Origin of the sequence: Porphyrobacter sp. GA68, assembly GCF_022605525.1 — a bacterium.
Lineage (GTDB): Bacteria > Pseudomonadota > Alphaproteobacteria > Sphingomonadales > Sphingomonadaceae > Qipengyuania_B.
In genome coordinates this window covers 828,737-843,136 of sequence record NZ_JAKQYJ010000001.1, presented here as the reverse complement: position 1 = coordinate 843,136, position 14,400 = coordinate 828,737, and the positions used below count along the sequence as shown (strand labels likewise).

15 protein-coding genes are annotated in these 14,400 nt (G+C 67.0%); 2 read left to right on the top strand and 13 right to left on the bottom strand.

Annotation, left to right across the window (positions count from 1 at the left end; translation table 11 throughout):
* Positions 1–48 precede the first annotated feature (48 nt).
* The 10 genes from LHJ54_RS04120 to LHJ54_RS04075 all read right to left on the bottom strand — a co-directional run bounded on the left by LHJ54_RS04120 (position 49) and on the right by LHJ54_RS04075 (position 9,526).
* A complete protein-coding gene (locus LHJ54_RS04120) occupies positions 49–945 on the bottom strand; it encodes a phosphatase PAP2 family protein (RefSeq protein WP_241721423.1) in 897 nt (298 codons plus the stop codon).
* 147 nt (positions 946–1,092) lie between these two features.
* On the bottom strand, positions 1,093–1,845 hold the full coding sequence (locus LHJ54_RS04115) for an SDR family NAD(P)-dependent oxidoreductase (RefSeq protein WP_228242663.1): 753 nt from the start codon (positions 1,843–1,845) through the stop codon (positions 1,093–1,095).
* Positions 1,842–4,235: a phenylalanine--tRNA ligase subunit beta gene (gene pheT / locus LHJ54_RS04110; RefSeq protein ID WP_228242662.1), complete on the bottom strand. Its 2,394-nt coding sequence runs from the start codon at positions 4,233–4,235 to the stop codon at positions 1,842–1,844. The genes LHJ54_RS04115 and pheT overlap by 4 nt, the downstream gene beginning before the upstream one ends.
* Positions 4,232–5,329 (bottom strand): phenylalanine--tRNA ligase subunit alpha, encoded by a 1,098-nt coding sequence (gene pheS / locus LHJ54_RS04105; protein ID WP_228242661.1) that lies wholly within the window; start codon positions 5,327–5,329, stop codon positions 4,232–4,234. The genes pheT and pheS overlap by 4 nt, the downstream gene beginning before the upstream one ends.
* Positions 5,330–5,412: 83 nt before the next feature.
* Positions 5,413–5,778, bottom strand: a complete 366-nt coding sequence (rplT, locus tag LHJ54_RS04100; RefSeq protein ID WP_228242660.1) for a 50S ribosomal protein L20 — start codon at positions 5,776–5,778, stop codon at positions 5,413–5,415.
* A gap of 14 nt (positions 5,779–5,792) precedes the next feature.
* Entirely contained in the window at positions 5,793–5,996 is a 204-nt protein-coding gene (gene rpmI / locus LHJ54_RS04095; protein ID WP_228242659.1) for a 50S ribosomal protein L35, read from the bottom strand.
* A gap of 124 nt (positions 5,997–6,120) precedes the next feature.
* Positions 6,121–6,867, bottom strand: a complete 747-nt coding sequence (locus LHJ54_RS04090; RefSeq protein WP_228242658.1) for an SDR family oxidoreductase — start codon at positions 6,865–6,867, stop codon at positions 6,121–6,123.
* Positions 6,868–7,632: an SDR family NAD(P)-dependent oxidoreductase gene (locus LHJ54_RS04085; RefSeq protein WP_228242657.1), complete on the bottom strand. Its 765-nt coding sequence runs from the start codon at positions 7,630–7,632 to the stop codon at positions 6,868–6,870.
* Between the two features lie 167 nt (positions 7,633–7,799).
* Positions 7,800–8,576 (bottom strand): histidinol-phosphatase, encoded by a 777-nt coding sequence (gene hisN, locus LHJ54_RS04080; RefSeq protein ID WP_228242656.1) that lies wholly within the window; start codon positions 8,574–8,576, stop codon positions 7,800–7,802.
* A 14-nt stretch (positions 8,577–8,590) separates the two neighbouring features.
* Complete coding sequence (locus LHJ54_RS04075) at positions 8,591–9,526, bottom strand: ribose-phosphate pyrophosphokinase (protein WP_228242655.1); 936 nt, start codon at positions 9,524–9,526, stop codon at positions 8,591–8,593.
* A gap of 161 nt (positions 9,527–9,687) precedes the next feature.
* On the opposite strand from LHJ54_RS04075, the gene LHJ54_RS04070 reads away from it, so the two are divergent.
* Positions 9,688–10,080, top strand: coding sequence for a DUF6356 family protein (locus tag LHJ54_RS04070; RefSeq protein WP_228242654.1), 393 nt, complete (start codon positions 9,688–9,690; stop codon positions 10,078–10,080).
* 35 nt (positions 10,081–10,115) lie between these two features.
* Here the strand turns inward: LHJ54_RS04070 and LHJ54_RS04065 are convergent, their stop codons facing one another.
* Both LHJ54_RS04065 and glpX read right to left on the bottom strand, forming a co-directional pair.
* Positions 10,116–11,459 (bottom strand): FAD/NAD(P)-binding protein, encoded by a 1,344-nt coding sequence (locus LHJ54_RS04065; RefSeq protein ID WP_228242653.1) that lies wholly within the window; start codon positions 11,457–11,459, stop codon positions 10,116–10,118.
* Positions 11,460–11,567: 108 nt separating this feature from the next.
* Complete coding sequence (gene glpX / locus LHJ54_RS04060; RefSeq protein WP_228242652.1) at positions 11,568–12,551, bottom strand: class II fructose-bisphosphatase; 984 nt, start codon at positions 12,549–12,551, stop codon at positions 11,568–11,570.
* A gap of 70 nt (positions 12,552–12,621) precedes the next feature.
* On the opposite strand from glpX, the gene LHJ54_RS04055 reads away from it, so the two are divergent.
* A complete protein-coding gene (locus LHJ54_RS04055; protein ID WP_228242651.1) occupies positions 12,622–13,173 on the top strand; it encodes a hypothetical protein in 552 nt (183 codons plus the stop codon).
* On the opposite strand, the gene LHJ54_RS04050 is transcribed toward LHJ54_RS04055, so the two are convergent.
* Positions 13,170–14,054 carry a hypothetical protein gene (locus tag LHJ54_RS04050; RefSeq protein WP_228242650.1) on the bottom strand — a complete coding sequence of 295 codons (885 nt, stop codon included), beginning with the start codon at positions 14,052–14,054 and terminating at the stop codon, positions 13,170–13,172. The two genes, LHJ54_RS04055 and LHJ54_RS04050, sit on opposite strands and share 4 nt — an antisense overlap.
* Between the last annotated feature and the right edge of the window lie 346 nt (positions 14,055–14,400).

The window sequence follows — 14,400 nt, the reverse complement described above, 5'->3', positions numbered from 1 at the left end:
GGGACCTGCGCCCTTAGCGGTGCTGGCGCACTCCGTCCATGCGGTCGATCAGCCTGGCGGGCGGGCGGGCAGGCGCCGCTTTCCGCCGAGCCAGGATTCCGCCGTGGCGGCGCAGGCGAGCCAGACCAGAAATCCGCCGACCAGATCGGAGCCGTAATGGCCGCCCATCGGTACGGTCGACACGATCGTCACCGCCGCCCAGATCGTCGCCGGCCAGCGCAGCGGGGTGCCCGCGAAACCCTGCGCCAGCACGAGCGCCATGACCGTGTGAAACGACGGGAAGCAGACGATGCCGTTGAGGTCCGCGGGCCGCACCAGCAACTCGGACCCTGTGTAGAACCGCTCGAACGCGCCCAGCGCATAGGTGCCGGCACCGTGCGGCAAACCCGCCCCTTGCAACGCGCCCAGCTCCAGCGTCGCCGTCGCTCCACGCGCGGGAAAGAAGATGCACACGATGGCCGTGACCTGCATCGCCAGCATGGCCGTGGTGAAAACGCGCCACAGCGCCTCTCGGCTGCCGGTCGCAAGGTGCCAGGCGATAACCGCCACGCACATCAGGGCCGACTTATCGTAAGCCTGGTACAGCACCGCCGAGATGGGCGGGGAAGCCGCCACGGCCAGATTCGCCGCCCTGACATCAAGGCCGATGAACTGGTCTGCTGCCAGGAGCAGCTCGTCAGCCAGCGGCAGGCGCAAGCGCAGCGCGAGGCAAGCGACAAGGCCACACAGCAAGGTACCCGAAGCGAACAGGGCGCCCACCGTCGCGGCATCGCCAAGGCGCCAGTGCAGCCTGCGGATCCTGCACCACAGGGCCAGGGCCACCAGCAGAACGCCGAGCAGCGCAAGCGGCACGAACTCTGCCGACAGCCGCTGCCCTGTGCGCATAAGCACAAAGGCGAGAACCGCAGCGCTGACCACCTGCGCCACCGCGATTGCGGCCAGCATCGGCCGGAGCGCCGCAGCCTGCGTCAAACTGCTGTCTGGGCGGACGTTCGCCGGAGGCAGGAGAGCAAGCGCGCCGTGCATTAGCGCGTAATGTCCCGATCATGCTTGAGATCGGGTTAAGATCGCCGGGAAGCGATGGCAGTATTGTCAGGACGCTTCCCTGGCCACCTTGAACCCGGCAAAGCTCTGGCTGACGGGCATCAGTTCCAGCGTGTTGATATTAAGGTGCGGCGGCAGGTCGGCGACCCAGCGCACGGTCTCCGCAATATCCTGCGCCGTCATCGGCTGTGCGCCGCCGTACAGCTGTTCGTGCGCCTGCACATTGCCGCCGGTGCGGACCAGCGTGAACTCCGTCTCCACCATGCCCGGCTCAATCGATGTGACGCGCACGCCGGTGCCGTGCAGGTCGCAGCGCAGGTTCAGAGTGAATTGCCGCACGAACGCCTTGGTGGCGCCATAGACATTGCCACCCCCGTACGGATAGGTTGCCGCAACGCTGGCGATATTGATGATCGCGCCGCGGCGTTCGATGATCCCCGGGAGCAACCGGTGGGTCAGCGATACCAGCGCGGTGACATTGGTGTCGATCATGGTGCGCCAGTTGGCCAGCTCGCTGTGCTGCGCCGGCGCGGTGCCAAGGGCAAGGCCGGCGTTGTTGACCAGCAGGTCCACCTCCGCGAAGTCGCCCGGCAGATCGTTCAGGGCAGCATAGCGCGCTGCGTCATCCCTGACATCGAACGCCGCGCCGTGGAACCGTTCCGCACCGTGCAGGGCCGCAAGCTCCGCCAGCCGCTCGGCCCGCCGGCCCGTGCCGATCACCCGCCAGCCGCCGGCGATCAGCGTGTCGACGCAGGCGCGGCCGATCCCCGCCGTCGCCCCCGTGACAAGCGCGGTTTTCATGAACGCAGCTCCCCGCCCAGTTTGGCCGCCGCCGCGACGATACGGTCGGACACGGCTTTGAGCTCCGCCTCAGTGAAGCTCTTCTCGCCCGGCTGCAACGTCACTTCCACCGCGAGCGACTTGCGCCCATCGGGCACGCCTTGCCCCGCGAACACATCGAAGATCCGCGCTTCCACGATCAGTTTCCGATCCGCGCCCCGTACAGCCCGCTGGAGATCGCCCGCCGGCAGGTCCGCAGGCACGATGAATGCGAAGTCGCGCGTCACCGCCTGCAGGATCGGGGGCGCAAACGGCGGCCGAGCAAAGTCGCCATTGGCCTTCTTGCCAGGAACTGCATCGAGGTAGATTTCCGCCGCCATAACGGGCGCGGCGATGTCGAACGCCTTCAGCGTCGCGGGATGCAATGCGCCGAACCGGGCAAGGATGTTCTTGGGCCCCAGCCTCAGAGTGGCCGACTGGCCGGGGTGAAACTGCGAACCCGCGTCGCCAGCCACTTGCAGGTTGGCCACCGGCGCTCCGGCAAGTTCCAGCAGGGCCAGCGCGTGGGCCTTGGCATCGAACGGGTGGAACATCGCCGCTTTGCCGTTTCGCCAGCCGCGCACGGTCTTCTCGCCCGCCAGCACGATGCCGAGGGTCGGCCGTTCTTCCATCGCGCCGTCCGCTGTGCGGATGTAGCGGCGGCCAAGCTCGAACAATCGCGAGCCGCTTGCGCCGCGGTCAGCATTGCGCTTGGCGGCAGCGAGCAGGCCGGGGATGAGCGAGGGGCGCATCGCCTTCATGTCTTCGCTGATCGGGTTGTCGAGCACCCACAGCGCCTCGTCCGTAGCGGCGAAGTGGCGGGCGTCCGGCTGCGGGAGAAAGGACCATGTCACCGCCTCGTTCAGACCACGCGCGGCGGCAGCGCGGCGCAGGCGCCGCTCGGTGATCTGCAGCGCGGTGGCAGTTGGCCGGGCGATCCCCGCGTGCCGGGGCAGGGGGACGCTCGCCACTGCGTCCAGGCCATGGATCCGGACTACTTCCTCCACCAGGTCGGCAGCCCCTTCGATATCATGGCGGCGCGGCGGCACGGAAACGTTCCAGTCCGCATTGACGTGAAAGTCGAGCGCGGTCAGGATGCGGCGTTGTTCTTCCTGGGCAACCTCCACCCCGCCCAGCCGCGCGGTCAGCGTCGGATCGAATGGCACAACTCTTGACTGCGCCGGCGGGGCTCCGGCCCGCGCAACTTCGCTCGCCTCTCCGCCGCACGTTCTGAGGATGAGGTCGGTGAGAATTGCCAGACCGTCTTCCAGGAAGGCCGGGTCGACACCCCGTTCGAACCGGGTGCGCGCGTCGGAGCTGAGGCCAAGCTTGCGCCCGGTGACGCCGATGCGGGCAGGATCGAAATAGGCGATCTCGAGCAGGACGTCGGTGGTTTCTTCGCTTACTCCCGAATGTTCCCCGCCCATGATGCCGGCGATGTCATGCACCATCGCGTCGTCCGCGATCACCGTCATGGTGTCATCAAGCGTGTAGGTCTTGCCGTTCAGCGCGACAATTTCCTCTCCGTTGCGGGCGCGGCGGGCAACCAGCGGGCCGGACAGCTTTGCCAGGTCATAGGCGTGGGCCGGACGGCCGAATGCCAGCATCAGGTAATTGGTGGCATCGACAACCGCGTTGATCGGGCGCTGTCCGGCCGCCAGCAAGCGGCGCTGCATCCATTCCGGGCTGGCGCCGTTGCGGATGCCGCGGACAATGCGGGCGTAGAAGGCCGGACAGCCTTCTTGATCGTCGGTGCAAATACCATGAGACCATTCGTGGCGAGCAGCGATGTCCGGCACCTCGACTTGCCTTAACATGCCCACTCCAGCCGCCGCGAGATCGCGGGCGATGCCGTAAACGCCCATGCAGTCCGGCCGGTTGGGGGTTATAGCCACGTCGAACACGGGCGAAGTTGCTGCGTAGCTCGCGAACGCTGCGCCCACCGGCGCGTCGGCGGGCAGCTCGATGATGCCGTCGTGTTCGTCACCCAGTTCCAGTTCGCGGACCGAACACATCATGCCATTGGACTCGACGCCGCGAATGGCTGACTTCTTCAGCGTCATGCCGCTCGCCGGAACAACAGCCCCGGGCAGGCCGAGCACACCCGTCATTCCGGCCCGCGCATTCGGCGCACCGCAGACGACCTGCAACGGCGTCCCGTCGCCAGCGTCAACCGTGAGCACCTGCAACTTGTCGGCGTCGGGGTGCCGCTCTGCGGTCAGAACCCGCGCAACCTTGAATCCGGCCAGCCGCTGCGCCGGGTCGTCAATGCCCTCAACCTCGTGCCCGATGCGGTTCAGAGCATCAGCGATGTCTTGTGCGTCCGCGTCGGTGGTCAGATGGTCGCCGAGCCATTCAGCGGAAAACTTCATGGCCGTGCTCCTACCCCGGCGGACAGGGTCGGCTGATCAAACGCGGAAAAGCCGTAATGCTGGAGCCACCGGTTATCGCCGTCAAAGAATGCCCGCAGATCGTTCATCCCGTATTTAAGCATGGCCAGCCGGTCGACTCCCACGCCGAAGGCGAACCCCTGGTACTCATCCGGATCGACGCCCGCGAACTCCAGCACGCGCCGGTTCACCATGCCTGATCCCAGCAGTTCCATCCAGTCGTGCCCTTCGGCATCGCCTGATCCACCGACCACCCGACGGCCACTTTGATGCGAATAGCCGACGTCCACTTCGACGCTCGGTTCGGTGAACGGGAAGTAGCTGGGCCGCAAGCGCAGCACGATGTCGTCCCGTTCAAAGAAGGCCTTGAGAAAGGTTTCCAGCGTCCATTTGAGATGGCCAAGATGAATGCCGCGGTCGATCACCAGCCCTTCGACCTGATGGAACATCGGCGTGTGTGTTGCATCGCTGTCCGAACGATAGACCCGCCCCGGCGCAATGATGCGGATCGGCGCACCGTTCTGCATCATCGACCTGATCTGCACGGGGGAAGTGTGGGTCCGCAGGAGCATCCGTTTGCCGGCCCCTTCGTCCGGGAAATAAAACGTGTCATGCATCGCCCGCGCCGGGTGGGTTTCGGCCATGTTAAGCGCGGTGAAGTTGTGCCAGTCGTCCTCGATCTCCGGCCCGGTCGCAACGGCAAAACCCAGATCGGCGAAGATTTCGGCCAGTTCGTCCATGACCTGGCTGACTGGATGAACCGTGCCGCGCGGTCCGTCGGAAGCGGGCAGTGTCAGATCCAGGCGTTCGGTTTGCAGCCGCCGTTCCAGCGCCGCCGCCTCGAGCGCCGCCTTGCGTTCGTCGATGGCGCTTGCGATGGTCGCGCGCATCTCCTGGATCCGGGGCGCCTCGCGCGTGCGTTCCTCCGGGCTCATCGACCCCAGGGTCTTCATCAGGGCACTCAGCCAGCCCTGCTTGCCAAGAGCCTCGATGCGGATGGCCTCGACCTGCGCCGGATCCTCGGCACGCTGGAGCCGTTCCAATGCGTCGGTGAGCTTCTGTTCGTTTTGGGTCATCGCCAGTCCGCTACTCGAGTTGCGCGCAAAGAAAAAGCGCCGCTCCATCGCTGGGGCGGCGCTTCGGTTCTCTGCGGCCGGGCTTAAGCCGCCTGGGGCAGCGCGCCCTTTGCCTGGCTGATGATGGCGGCAAAGGCGCCGCCTTCGTTCATCGCCAGATCGGCCATGACCTTGCGGTCCAGTTCGATGCCGGCGAGCTTCGCACCGTGCATGAACTGGGAATACGTCAGCCCTTCGGCGCGGACCGCGGCGTTGATGCGCTGGATCCACAAGGCGCGGAAGCTGCGCTTCTTAACCTTGCGATCGCGATAGGCGTATTGACCGGCCTTTTCGACAGCCTGGCGCGCTACCCGGATGGTGTTCTTGCGCCGGCCGCGATAACCCTTGGCCTGCTCGAGCAGCCGCTTGTGCTTCTGGCGTGTGGTTACGCCGCGCTTGATGCGTCCCATATCCGTCTAACTCCTTATTTGAGGCCGTAAGGCGCCCACAGGCGCACATGCCCGGCATCACTGTCGGACAGCACCTTGGTGCCGCGTTGCTGGCGGATATACTTCGCATTGTGGCTGATCAGGCGGTGACGCTTGCCAGCCACACCGTGCTTGACCTTGCCGGTCGCGGTGAATTTGAAGCGCTTCTTCACCCCGCTCTTGGTCTTCATCTTGGGCATTTTCATCTCCTTGGCAGAGACACGTCCAAACCGGCCCTGGCAGCCCTGTTGGCCAGGCCGGCGGATAATCACGTGTCGGTGAAGTGGGCGCGCATAGCCCTGGAAGTGACGAAACGCAAGACTTCTAGAAATGGGCGAGATAGCCGCCGTCGACGGCAATGGTGTGGCCGGTGATGTAGCTCGCCTCGTCGCCGGCAAGGAACGCCACCGCCCCGGCGATCTCGTGCGGCTGGCCCCACCGCCCCAGCGAAGTGCGGCGCTGAAGATGCTGCTCAACGGCAGTGTCGGCCACCATTCCGGCATTGGTTTGCGTGCTGAAATAGCCCGGCGCGATTGCATTGACGGTGATGCGATCAGCACCCAGTTCGGCCGCAAGCGCGCGGGTCAGCGCGGCCAGCCCTCCCTTGGACGCGGTGTAGAGCGGGTCGCCGCGGGCGATCTCGGCGGCGATGGAGGTGATGTTGATGATCCGTCCTGCCCTGCTCTGCCGCAGCAGCGCCGCAGCGCGGCGGGCGAGATCAAACGGCGCGACGAGGTTCACTTCCAGCAGGTCGCGCATTGCCTGCCGGTCAAGTTTGGCCAGGGCGCGCCGGTCGCGCTGTCCGGCGTTGTTGACCAGGATATCCAGCCCGCCTTCCCGCTCCAGCCGGGCAAAGGCCGCGGCGGTGGCCGCGTCATCCGCTATGTCAAAGGGGAGCGGTGTCGCCCCGCCGCCGATGGCGGCTGCCGCCTGCTCCAACGCACCTTCGTTCCGCCCGTTCAGCCAGACCCGCGCCCCGCTGTGTGCCAACCGCTGCGCGATGGCAAAGCCCAACCCCCGGGCCGCGCCCGTGACCAGCGCCACGCGCCCTGCCAAGCCTTCGTTTCCCATTCACGCTTCGTAGATCATCTTCACCGTCATGCCACCATCGATGTTGAGGTGCTGCCCGGTCACAAAACGCGCGGCGTGCAGATAGGCGATCGCCTCCGCGATATCGTCGGGCTGGCCGATCCGCCCTGCCGGATGCTGTTCGCGGTCCTGCGGGCGATGGTCCGGCTCTTCCCGCCTGTCGCCAGCCTGCCACGGGCCGGTTTCGATCCACCCGGGGCGGACCGCATTGACGCGGATCGCCGGGCCGAGACTGATCGCAAGAGCATGGGTCAACGCGTCCAGCCCGCCCTTGGCCGCGGCGTAGGCGAAGCATTCCGGCTCGCTCCTCACCGCGCGCGTGGAGGAGATGTTGCAGATGCTGGCACCCTCCTCCCGGCGCAGCAACGGCACAGCCGCCCGGCTCGCCAGAAAGGCGGCGGTCAGGCTGGCGTCGATCCATCCCCGCCACCTGGCGAGCTCCAGTTCTTCCAGCGGACCGCAATATGGATCGGCGATCCCGGAATTGTTGACGAGGCAAGTGAGCGGGTCATCGCCGAGCCATTCGCCGACCCTTTGGAACGCTTCGTGTACCGCCGCCTCGTCGCCGCAATCGCAAGTGACAAGCAATGCCTCGTCTCGCGGGAGTTCACCGCGCACCTCGTCCAGCGCTTCTTCGTCGCGGTCGAGGCCGATGACCCGCCATCCCCGCGCGTGAAACCAGCAGACAGCAGCCCGTCCGATGCCGTTGCCCGCCCCAGTGATGAGGATCGTCTGCTGCCCTGTCATGCCGCCTCAACGGGCGGGCCGCAGCTTGGTGCCGGTCGGAACTGCGCGGCGGGCGACCGGCGCGGCAGCCATTCTGAAAAGACTTCGCAGTGGCGCCGGCATGATAACACCGTGCCGCCAAGCGGCGTCCACCAAAATCGAGGAGCGGTCTGCCGAACGCCTTGGCATCACGCCGAACCCAATGCCTCCACCACATCCTCCAGCCGCGCCGGATCGCCAACTGCGATCACATCGCCCGCGCTGTCGGCGCGCAGCGGCTCTCCGCGCCAATCGGCGACGATGCCTCCGGCTCCTTCGACCACGGGCACCAGGGCAGCAAAGTCATGCAGCTTCAGCCCGGCTTCGGCCACGATATCGATGTGCCCGCTCGCCAGCATGGCATAGTTGTAGCAATCGCCGCCCATGACCATCCGCTTGTGGTCCGTCTCGCCGGCCAGCGCCATGAACCTGTCGCCCTGATGCGGCGTGAAGTAATGCGGCCCGGTCGTGGCGATCACCGCTTGGGACAGGTCCGCGCACGGGCGGCAGCGGACCGGGGCGGCGTTGAAGGTGGTCGGGCGACCCGTCACGCCCACCCAGCGTTCGCCCAAGATCGGCTGGTCGATGATGCCAACGACCGGAAATCCATCGACCAGCAATGCGATCAGCGTTCCGAAGATTGGCCGGCCGGCAAGGAACGCGACGGTGCCGTCGATGGGGTCGAGCACCCACTGCCGGCCGCTGTGCCCCTCCTTCACGCCAAACTCTTCGCCCACCACCCCGTCCTGCGGCAGGTCGTTCTCGAGGATCAGGCGCATTGCCTCTTCCGCCGCGCGGTCGGCCTGCGTCACCGGGGATGCGTCGGCCTTGCGCTCCGCATCCGCAGCGCGGAAATGCGGGCGGATGGCCGCACGCGCTGCATCGGCGAGGCGGTGGGCGACGGCGAGTTCGGCGTCGAGTTTCACGGGCGCCTTTCGCGTCAATCAAACAGGCTGGAAACGCTGGACTCGTCCGCGATCCGCTTGATCGCCTCGCCCAGCAGCGGGGCAACGGTCAGGATGCGGATATGGCTGGACTCGGTGGCCGCATCCGTCGGGCGGATCGTGTCCGTGATGACGAGTTCCTTGAGCGCGGAGCCGTCCACCCGGGCGACCGCGCCACCCGACAGTACGCCGTGCGTGATATAGGCGACGACGCTGGCCGCACCATTGTCGAGCAGCGCCTGCGCCGCGTTGACGAGGGTGCCGCCCGAATCGACGATGTCGTCGATCAGGATGCAATGCCGCCCCCCAACCTCGCCAATGATGTTCATCACTTCCGATTCGCCAGGCCGGTCGCGCCGCTTGTCCACGATGGCGAGCGGCGCATTGTCGAGCCGCTTGGCCAAGGCGCGGGCGCGCACGACGCCGCCGACATCGGGGGACACCACCATCAGGTCACGCTCGCCATAGCGGGCCTGAATGTCCGCCGCCATGACGGGCGCGGCGTAGAGGTTGTCGGTGGGGATGTCGAAGAACCCCTGGATCTGGCCGGCATGCAGATCGACCGACAGCACCCGGTCCGCTCCGGCCTGGGTAATGAGGTTTGCGACCAGCTTGGCGCTGATCGGGGTGCGCGGGCCGGGCTTGCGATCCTGGCGGGCATAGCCGAAATACGGCACAACCGCCGTGATCCGCCGGGCCGACGCCCGCCGCAGCGCATCGATGCAGATCAGCAGTTCCATCAAATTGTCATTCGCCGGATAGGAGGTGGACTGCACCACGAACACATCCTCGCCCCGGACATTCTCGTGCACTTCGACGAAAATCTCCTCGTCCGCGAAGCGGCGCACCGACACATCCGTCAGCGGCACTTCCAGATAGCCGGCAATGGCGCGCGCGAGAGGAAGGTTTGAATTGGCGGCCAGGATTTTCATGGGGGTCGCGGCTCTGTCCTGTGGTGGTGGCGGTCGGCAGCGCGCCCTAGCTCAATTGCAGAGGATTGCCAAAGAAACTTGGCCGCGGTTCCGGCCAGATGTTTGCCGGACTTGCTTGATCCCCGCGTCAGGTGATGCGAAAACCGCGCCAGGAGCATGGCATGATACGAAGCAGTCGCAAACACCTGGCGGACGCTGGCGAAACCTACCTGGAACACCTGCGATTTGCTTTGACGGTGGCCGCCCTGATGATCGGCGCGGGTCTGGCCTGCCTCATCCACGCGCTGGTCCCGGCCCTTTGCCAACGGACCTGCAGCACCACGCTGGAACAAGTGCGCAGCCTGCTCACCGACCGGAACAGGTTGACCGAGGTACGGCGGCACTGCTCCGGCGTTCTGACATTCACCGGCCTCGTCGCGCTGTGTTCCACCTTGGCGCTGGCGCTCGTACTGATCGCAAGCTTTCGGCCGATTGTTGTCGTGATTGCCCTGCTGGTGCTGCTCTATCCTGTTGCCTACCTCGCCGCGGATCGCCAGCTGAACGGCTTACCCTAGCGCGATGGAAGGCTGGTGCGCGCCTCCTTTGCCAATCACCCCAGCGCCAGTTGACTAGCGATCCGTTCCGCCACCGCAGCTGCCTGAACCCTGATATCCGGCACGGCCGTCATCTCCCAGAACTCTCCCCGGCTCAGCGGTCCGACAGCCCACAGGTCGTCATGGCCGCGCACTCTGGCGCAGGCATCGACGCTGATCGCGATCCCCAGATTGTCGGCGGCGATCGTGCCGCTCCCGAGCAGGTCCGATAAGAGCGGATCGCGCGTGTCGCGGATGGAGCCGAGCGGGCCGGTGCAGTTGAAGATGCGGGAATACCGACGCCACTCAACCGCCGCTGCCTCGCCCCGCCGGTGGATGCGCACGGCCACCATGCGATCTTCGCGGCGAGCGTCGACAATCCGGCCGGCCTGGACCTCCAGCCGCCCGGCTCGGATCGCTTCGGCCAGCCGCCCCGCCACTGCCGGAGCGATCCGGTGGCGGCGCACATCCCAGTGTGGACGGGCGTGGCGCAGGAACCGGCGCTTCGCCGTATCGTCCAGCGCTTGCCAGAGCGTCTGGGTGTGCGGCCTCAGGCAGTCCACCGCAGCCCGCCAGCCGGTCGTGCCCGAACGGTGGCGGATCCAGCGCCACAGCGCCATCAGATCGCCTGCGGGAAGGTCCGCCAGCGCCACCGGCGCGGGCGCAAAGGCGTCGTGCGGGCGGGGCAACAGCCCGCGCCGCGACACTGCAATGGTCCTGCCGGCGAAGCCGGCGGCCTGGAGCGACAAGGCGAGGTCGATCATGGTCAGGCCGGTGCCGATGATAAGGACGTCATCGCGCCGTCCGGCCAACTGCGCCAGCGCGGCACCGGCTTGCCTGCTCCACGGATCTGCAACGAAGCGATCGCCGAGTTCGGCGGCCCAGCCGGGCGCGGCGGACGGCTCGTTACCGGTGGCCAGCACCAGATGCCTTGCCGACAGCACGTGCCCCCCATCGACCTGAACCTGCCATTCGCCCGCCGCCTTTGCGGCCGACACGGCCTGGCCGCCGGCCACCCGCACCCGGCCGCTGGCGCATGCCTCGGCCAGGATGCCGCGCAGGTATTCGCCGTATAGGCGGCGCGGGGCGAACGGCGCCGACCCGTCGCCGTGTTCGTGCCAGTAACGCTGAAAGGCGTCCGGATCGCCAGGCCACGCGCTCATGCCCGCTGCCGGCACATTCAGGAGATGATCGGGATCGGCGGTGCCGTAGGCCCGCCCCGGACCTGCCACCGGCGCGGCTTCCACCAGGCGGGACGTGACGTTCAGCCGCGCCAGATTTGCCGCGACCATCGTTCCGGAAAAGCCAGCGCCCACGATCAGAACCTGGGAAGAGGCGTCCGCCATGGCCGCGCTAGCCATTACCCGGTGCCGCTGCCCGGCCGGAAGAAGCCCCGGAGCGGGCGAGCCCGATCGGTTGCCAGCTGGCCATCCCGCCCCCCTTTTTGCCCCTGCGTTCCCGCCGGCGCTCTAGCCCCTGCGATGCTCTCCACGAATCCAGCGCACGGTGCCGCTGGATGCGCGCATCACAACGCTTTCGGTGGTCATGCGCCCGTCCTTGCGATACTTCACCCCGTCCAGCAGCGAGCCGGAAGTCACCCCCGTTGCCGCGAAGATGCAGTCGCCCCGCGCCAGATCGTGAAGTTTGTAGATACGGTCGAGATCGTCGATGCCCCATTTGCGCGCGCGGGCCCGCTCCTCATCGTTGCGGAACAGCAGGCGGCCCTGGAACTGCCCGCCAACACAGCGCAGCGCGGCGGCGGCCAGAACACCCTCCGGCGCTCCGCCAGAGCCCATGTAGAGGTCGATGGTAGTGTCCTCGTCCGTCACGGCGATCACGCCCGCCACATCGCCGTCACCGATCAGGACAACTCCGCAGCCCAGCGAGCGCAGCTCCGCGATCAGATCGGAATGGCGCGGCCGGTCGAGGACGCAGACGATGATGTCGGCCGGCTCAACCCCCTTGGCCGCCGCGACCGCGCGCACGTTGTCGGACGGCGATTTCGCCAGATCGATGACGCCTTCGGGATAGCCCGGTCCGACGGCGATCTTGTCCATGTACACATCCGGCGCGTTGAGCAGGCAGCCTTCCTCCGCCGCCGCGAGCACCGCGAGCGCATTGGGGCCAGCTTTCGCGGTAATGGTCGTCCCTTCCAGCGGATCGAGCGCGATGTCGATCTTCGGCCCCGTGCCCGGCGCGCCGCCGACCTTTTCGCCGATGAACAGCATGGGCGCTTCGTCCCGCTCGCCCTCGCCGATCACCACCGTGCCGTCGATCTCCAGCGTGTCGAAGGCCCGCCGCATCGCTTCCACGGCGGCAGTGTCGGCCGCCTTCTCGTCGCCGCGACCGATCAGCCTGGAAGCGGCAATCGCCGCCGCCTCCGTCACCCGCACCATCTCCAGCACGAGCACCCGGTCAAGCGGGCTCACCCCTGCGGCGTCAGTCTTGTTCATGGCCAATTCAGTCCCTCAAAGTTGTTCTGCAGCCGGGCGTTAGAGGGGGAGAATGGCATTGTCGAGACGCGTGCCCCTCCTGCTTCTGGCGCTCGCCTGCCCCGCCCCGGTGCTTGCGGCCCCCAAGGCTGAGCCGCCGCAATCGGTTGATCTGCTTGAACATGCGCGCAGGTTGCCGGCCGTGCCGCCCGAAACGGAGCCTTGCGAAGCCGAACAGGACACGGCCGCCATCGCGGGCGAAATCGTCGTGTGCCGCCGGGTCAGCGACGGCGCCGAGCACCGGCTGCGCAACCCCGGCGAGGCACGCAGCCGCTATGCCGCCGCGACCATGGACGCAGGCGATCCGCGTGCGCCCGATCTGGAGCCGAAATATTCCGGAGTGGTTGTAAGCCGGGGCTGTTTCATCCCGCCCTGTCCAAAGTCACGCGCTATTGTGATCGACTTTGCCGCCTTGCCGGAAACTCCGCCCGGATCCGACGCCGAGCGGATAGCTAACGGTCTGACGCCGGTGGGTGAAGAGGAGAACAGCCCCGCTGCCCAGGCACGAATTGCGGCCCGGCTGGCGGCGGAGCGGGAATTGTCAGCGCCCGCTCCGGCGACCGATCGACCTGCGCCGCCCTAAACGGCGGTTCGCGTGCGCCCGCACGGCCCAAGGTCGCGCCGGACGAGCTGGTAATCCTCGGCCGCCTGCCGCTGCGCCGACGGGCTGCGCGCAAGGTCGGCGTCCGGCGGAAGCGCGTCCGGCAGGCCGCAAGCCAAGCGCTGCCAAGCCAGGGTATCGCGGGCAGGAGGACTGGCAGCCTGATCGACGAGTTCGCTCCACGACACGCCCCACCTTGGGTTCTGCCCCGGTCGGCGGATAACCGTGATGGAGGCAGGCGCTCCGCTGGCCGTACGCAGGAACAGCTGCGTCTCCGATTCGCCCGCAAGATTGCCGGGCATCGACAGCACATCGACAATGCCCGTCACTATCGGCGGCCTGTCGGGCGCCAGGGTCGCGGCGACGACCTCACGTACACGCGCCTCCAGCGCAGGCGTAGCGACCAGTTGCGCGGAAGGGTCAACCAGCTGCAGTTCGCCAGGGCGGCCGGCGACCGGCCGAGCGAACAGCAGGACGGTTTCCCGACGCAACCTGGGCACCCGCCCGCGCGCGTCGCGGGGCACGTCCACAAGATAGCGCAGCCGTTCACCGACCGGCACGGTGCCGGCGATCAGCGCCTGCGTGTCGGCTTCGATGAACAGCCGCGCGTGGCCGGGCACGAGGCCAGGCGCCCGGTCCGGGCGGACCTCGGCCTGCCGGCGCACCTGCGCCCTGACCACTAGCTGCGCCGCCTCCGCGAGATCGACAAGATCCGCATAGGCGGGCCCGGTCACGCTCGTCGCCTGCGCGGCGGGCTGCGGTTGTGCGGCAAGGTGTTGCACCGGCGCTGCTGCCAGAGCAACGCCCAGCACCAGCCCGGCGATTGCGCGGGGTTGAGGGTCGAATCGGAGCATAGCGATCATGGTTCTCCTGCGTGTCTTTCAGCAGCTGTGCCACGCCGGCACATTTGCTTGGCCCTCGATTACAGTCAGCCAGCGTTAACAGGCTTTGAACCCATAAACCATTGCGCACCTGCCACACTGTAGCTAAGGGCGCGACCGAAAGGGAATAACAAAGCATTAACCCTTTATCGTTCGGGATGGAAAGCCCGCCCGCCCGCCAGAGGCAGAATGCTTCTCAAGGGTTGGCAAAAGGGTCGCACCGGAGGATAATGACGCGGCTTGCCCCTTGCGGGTAGCAGCGCAATGCGCAACAACCGGCCTTCAACCGGTGATGTAATGGAGTGATGCGACCGAAATGGCCTATGCC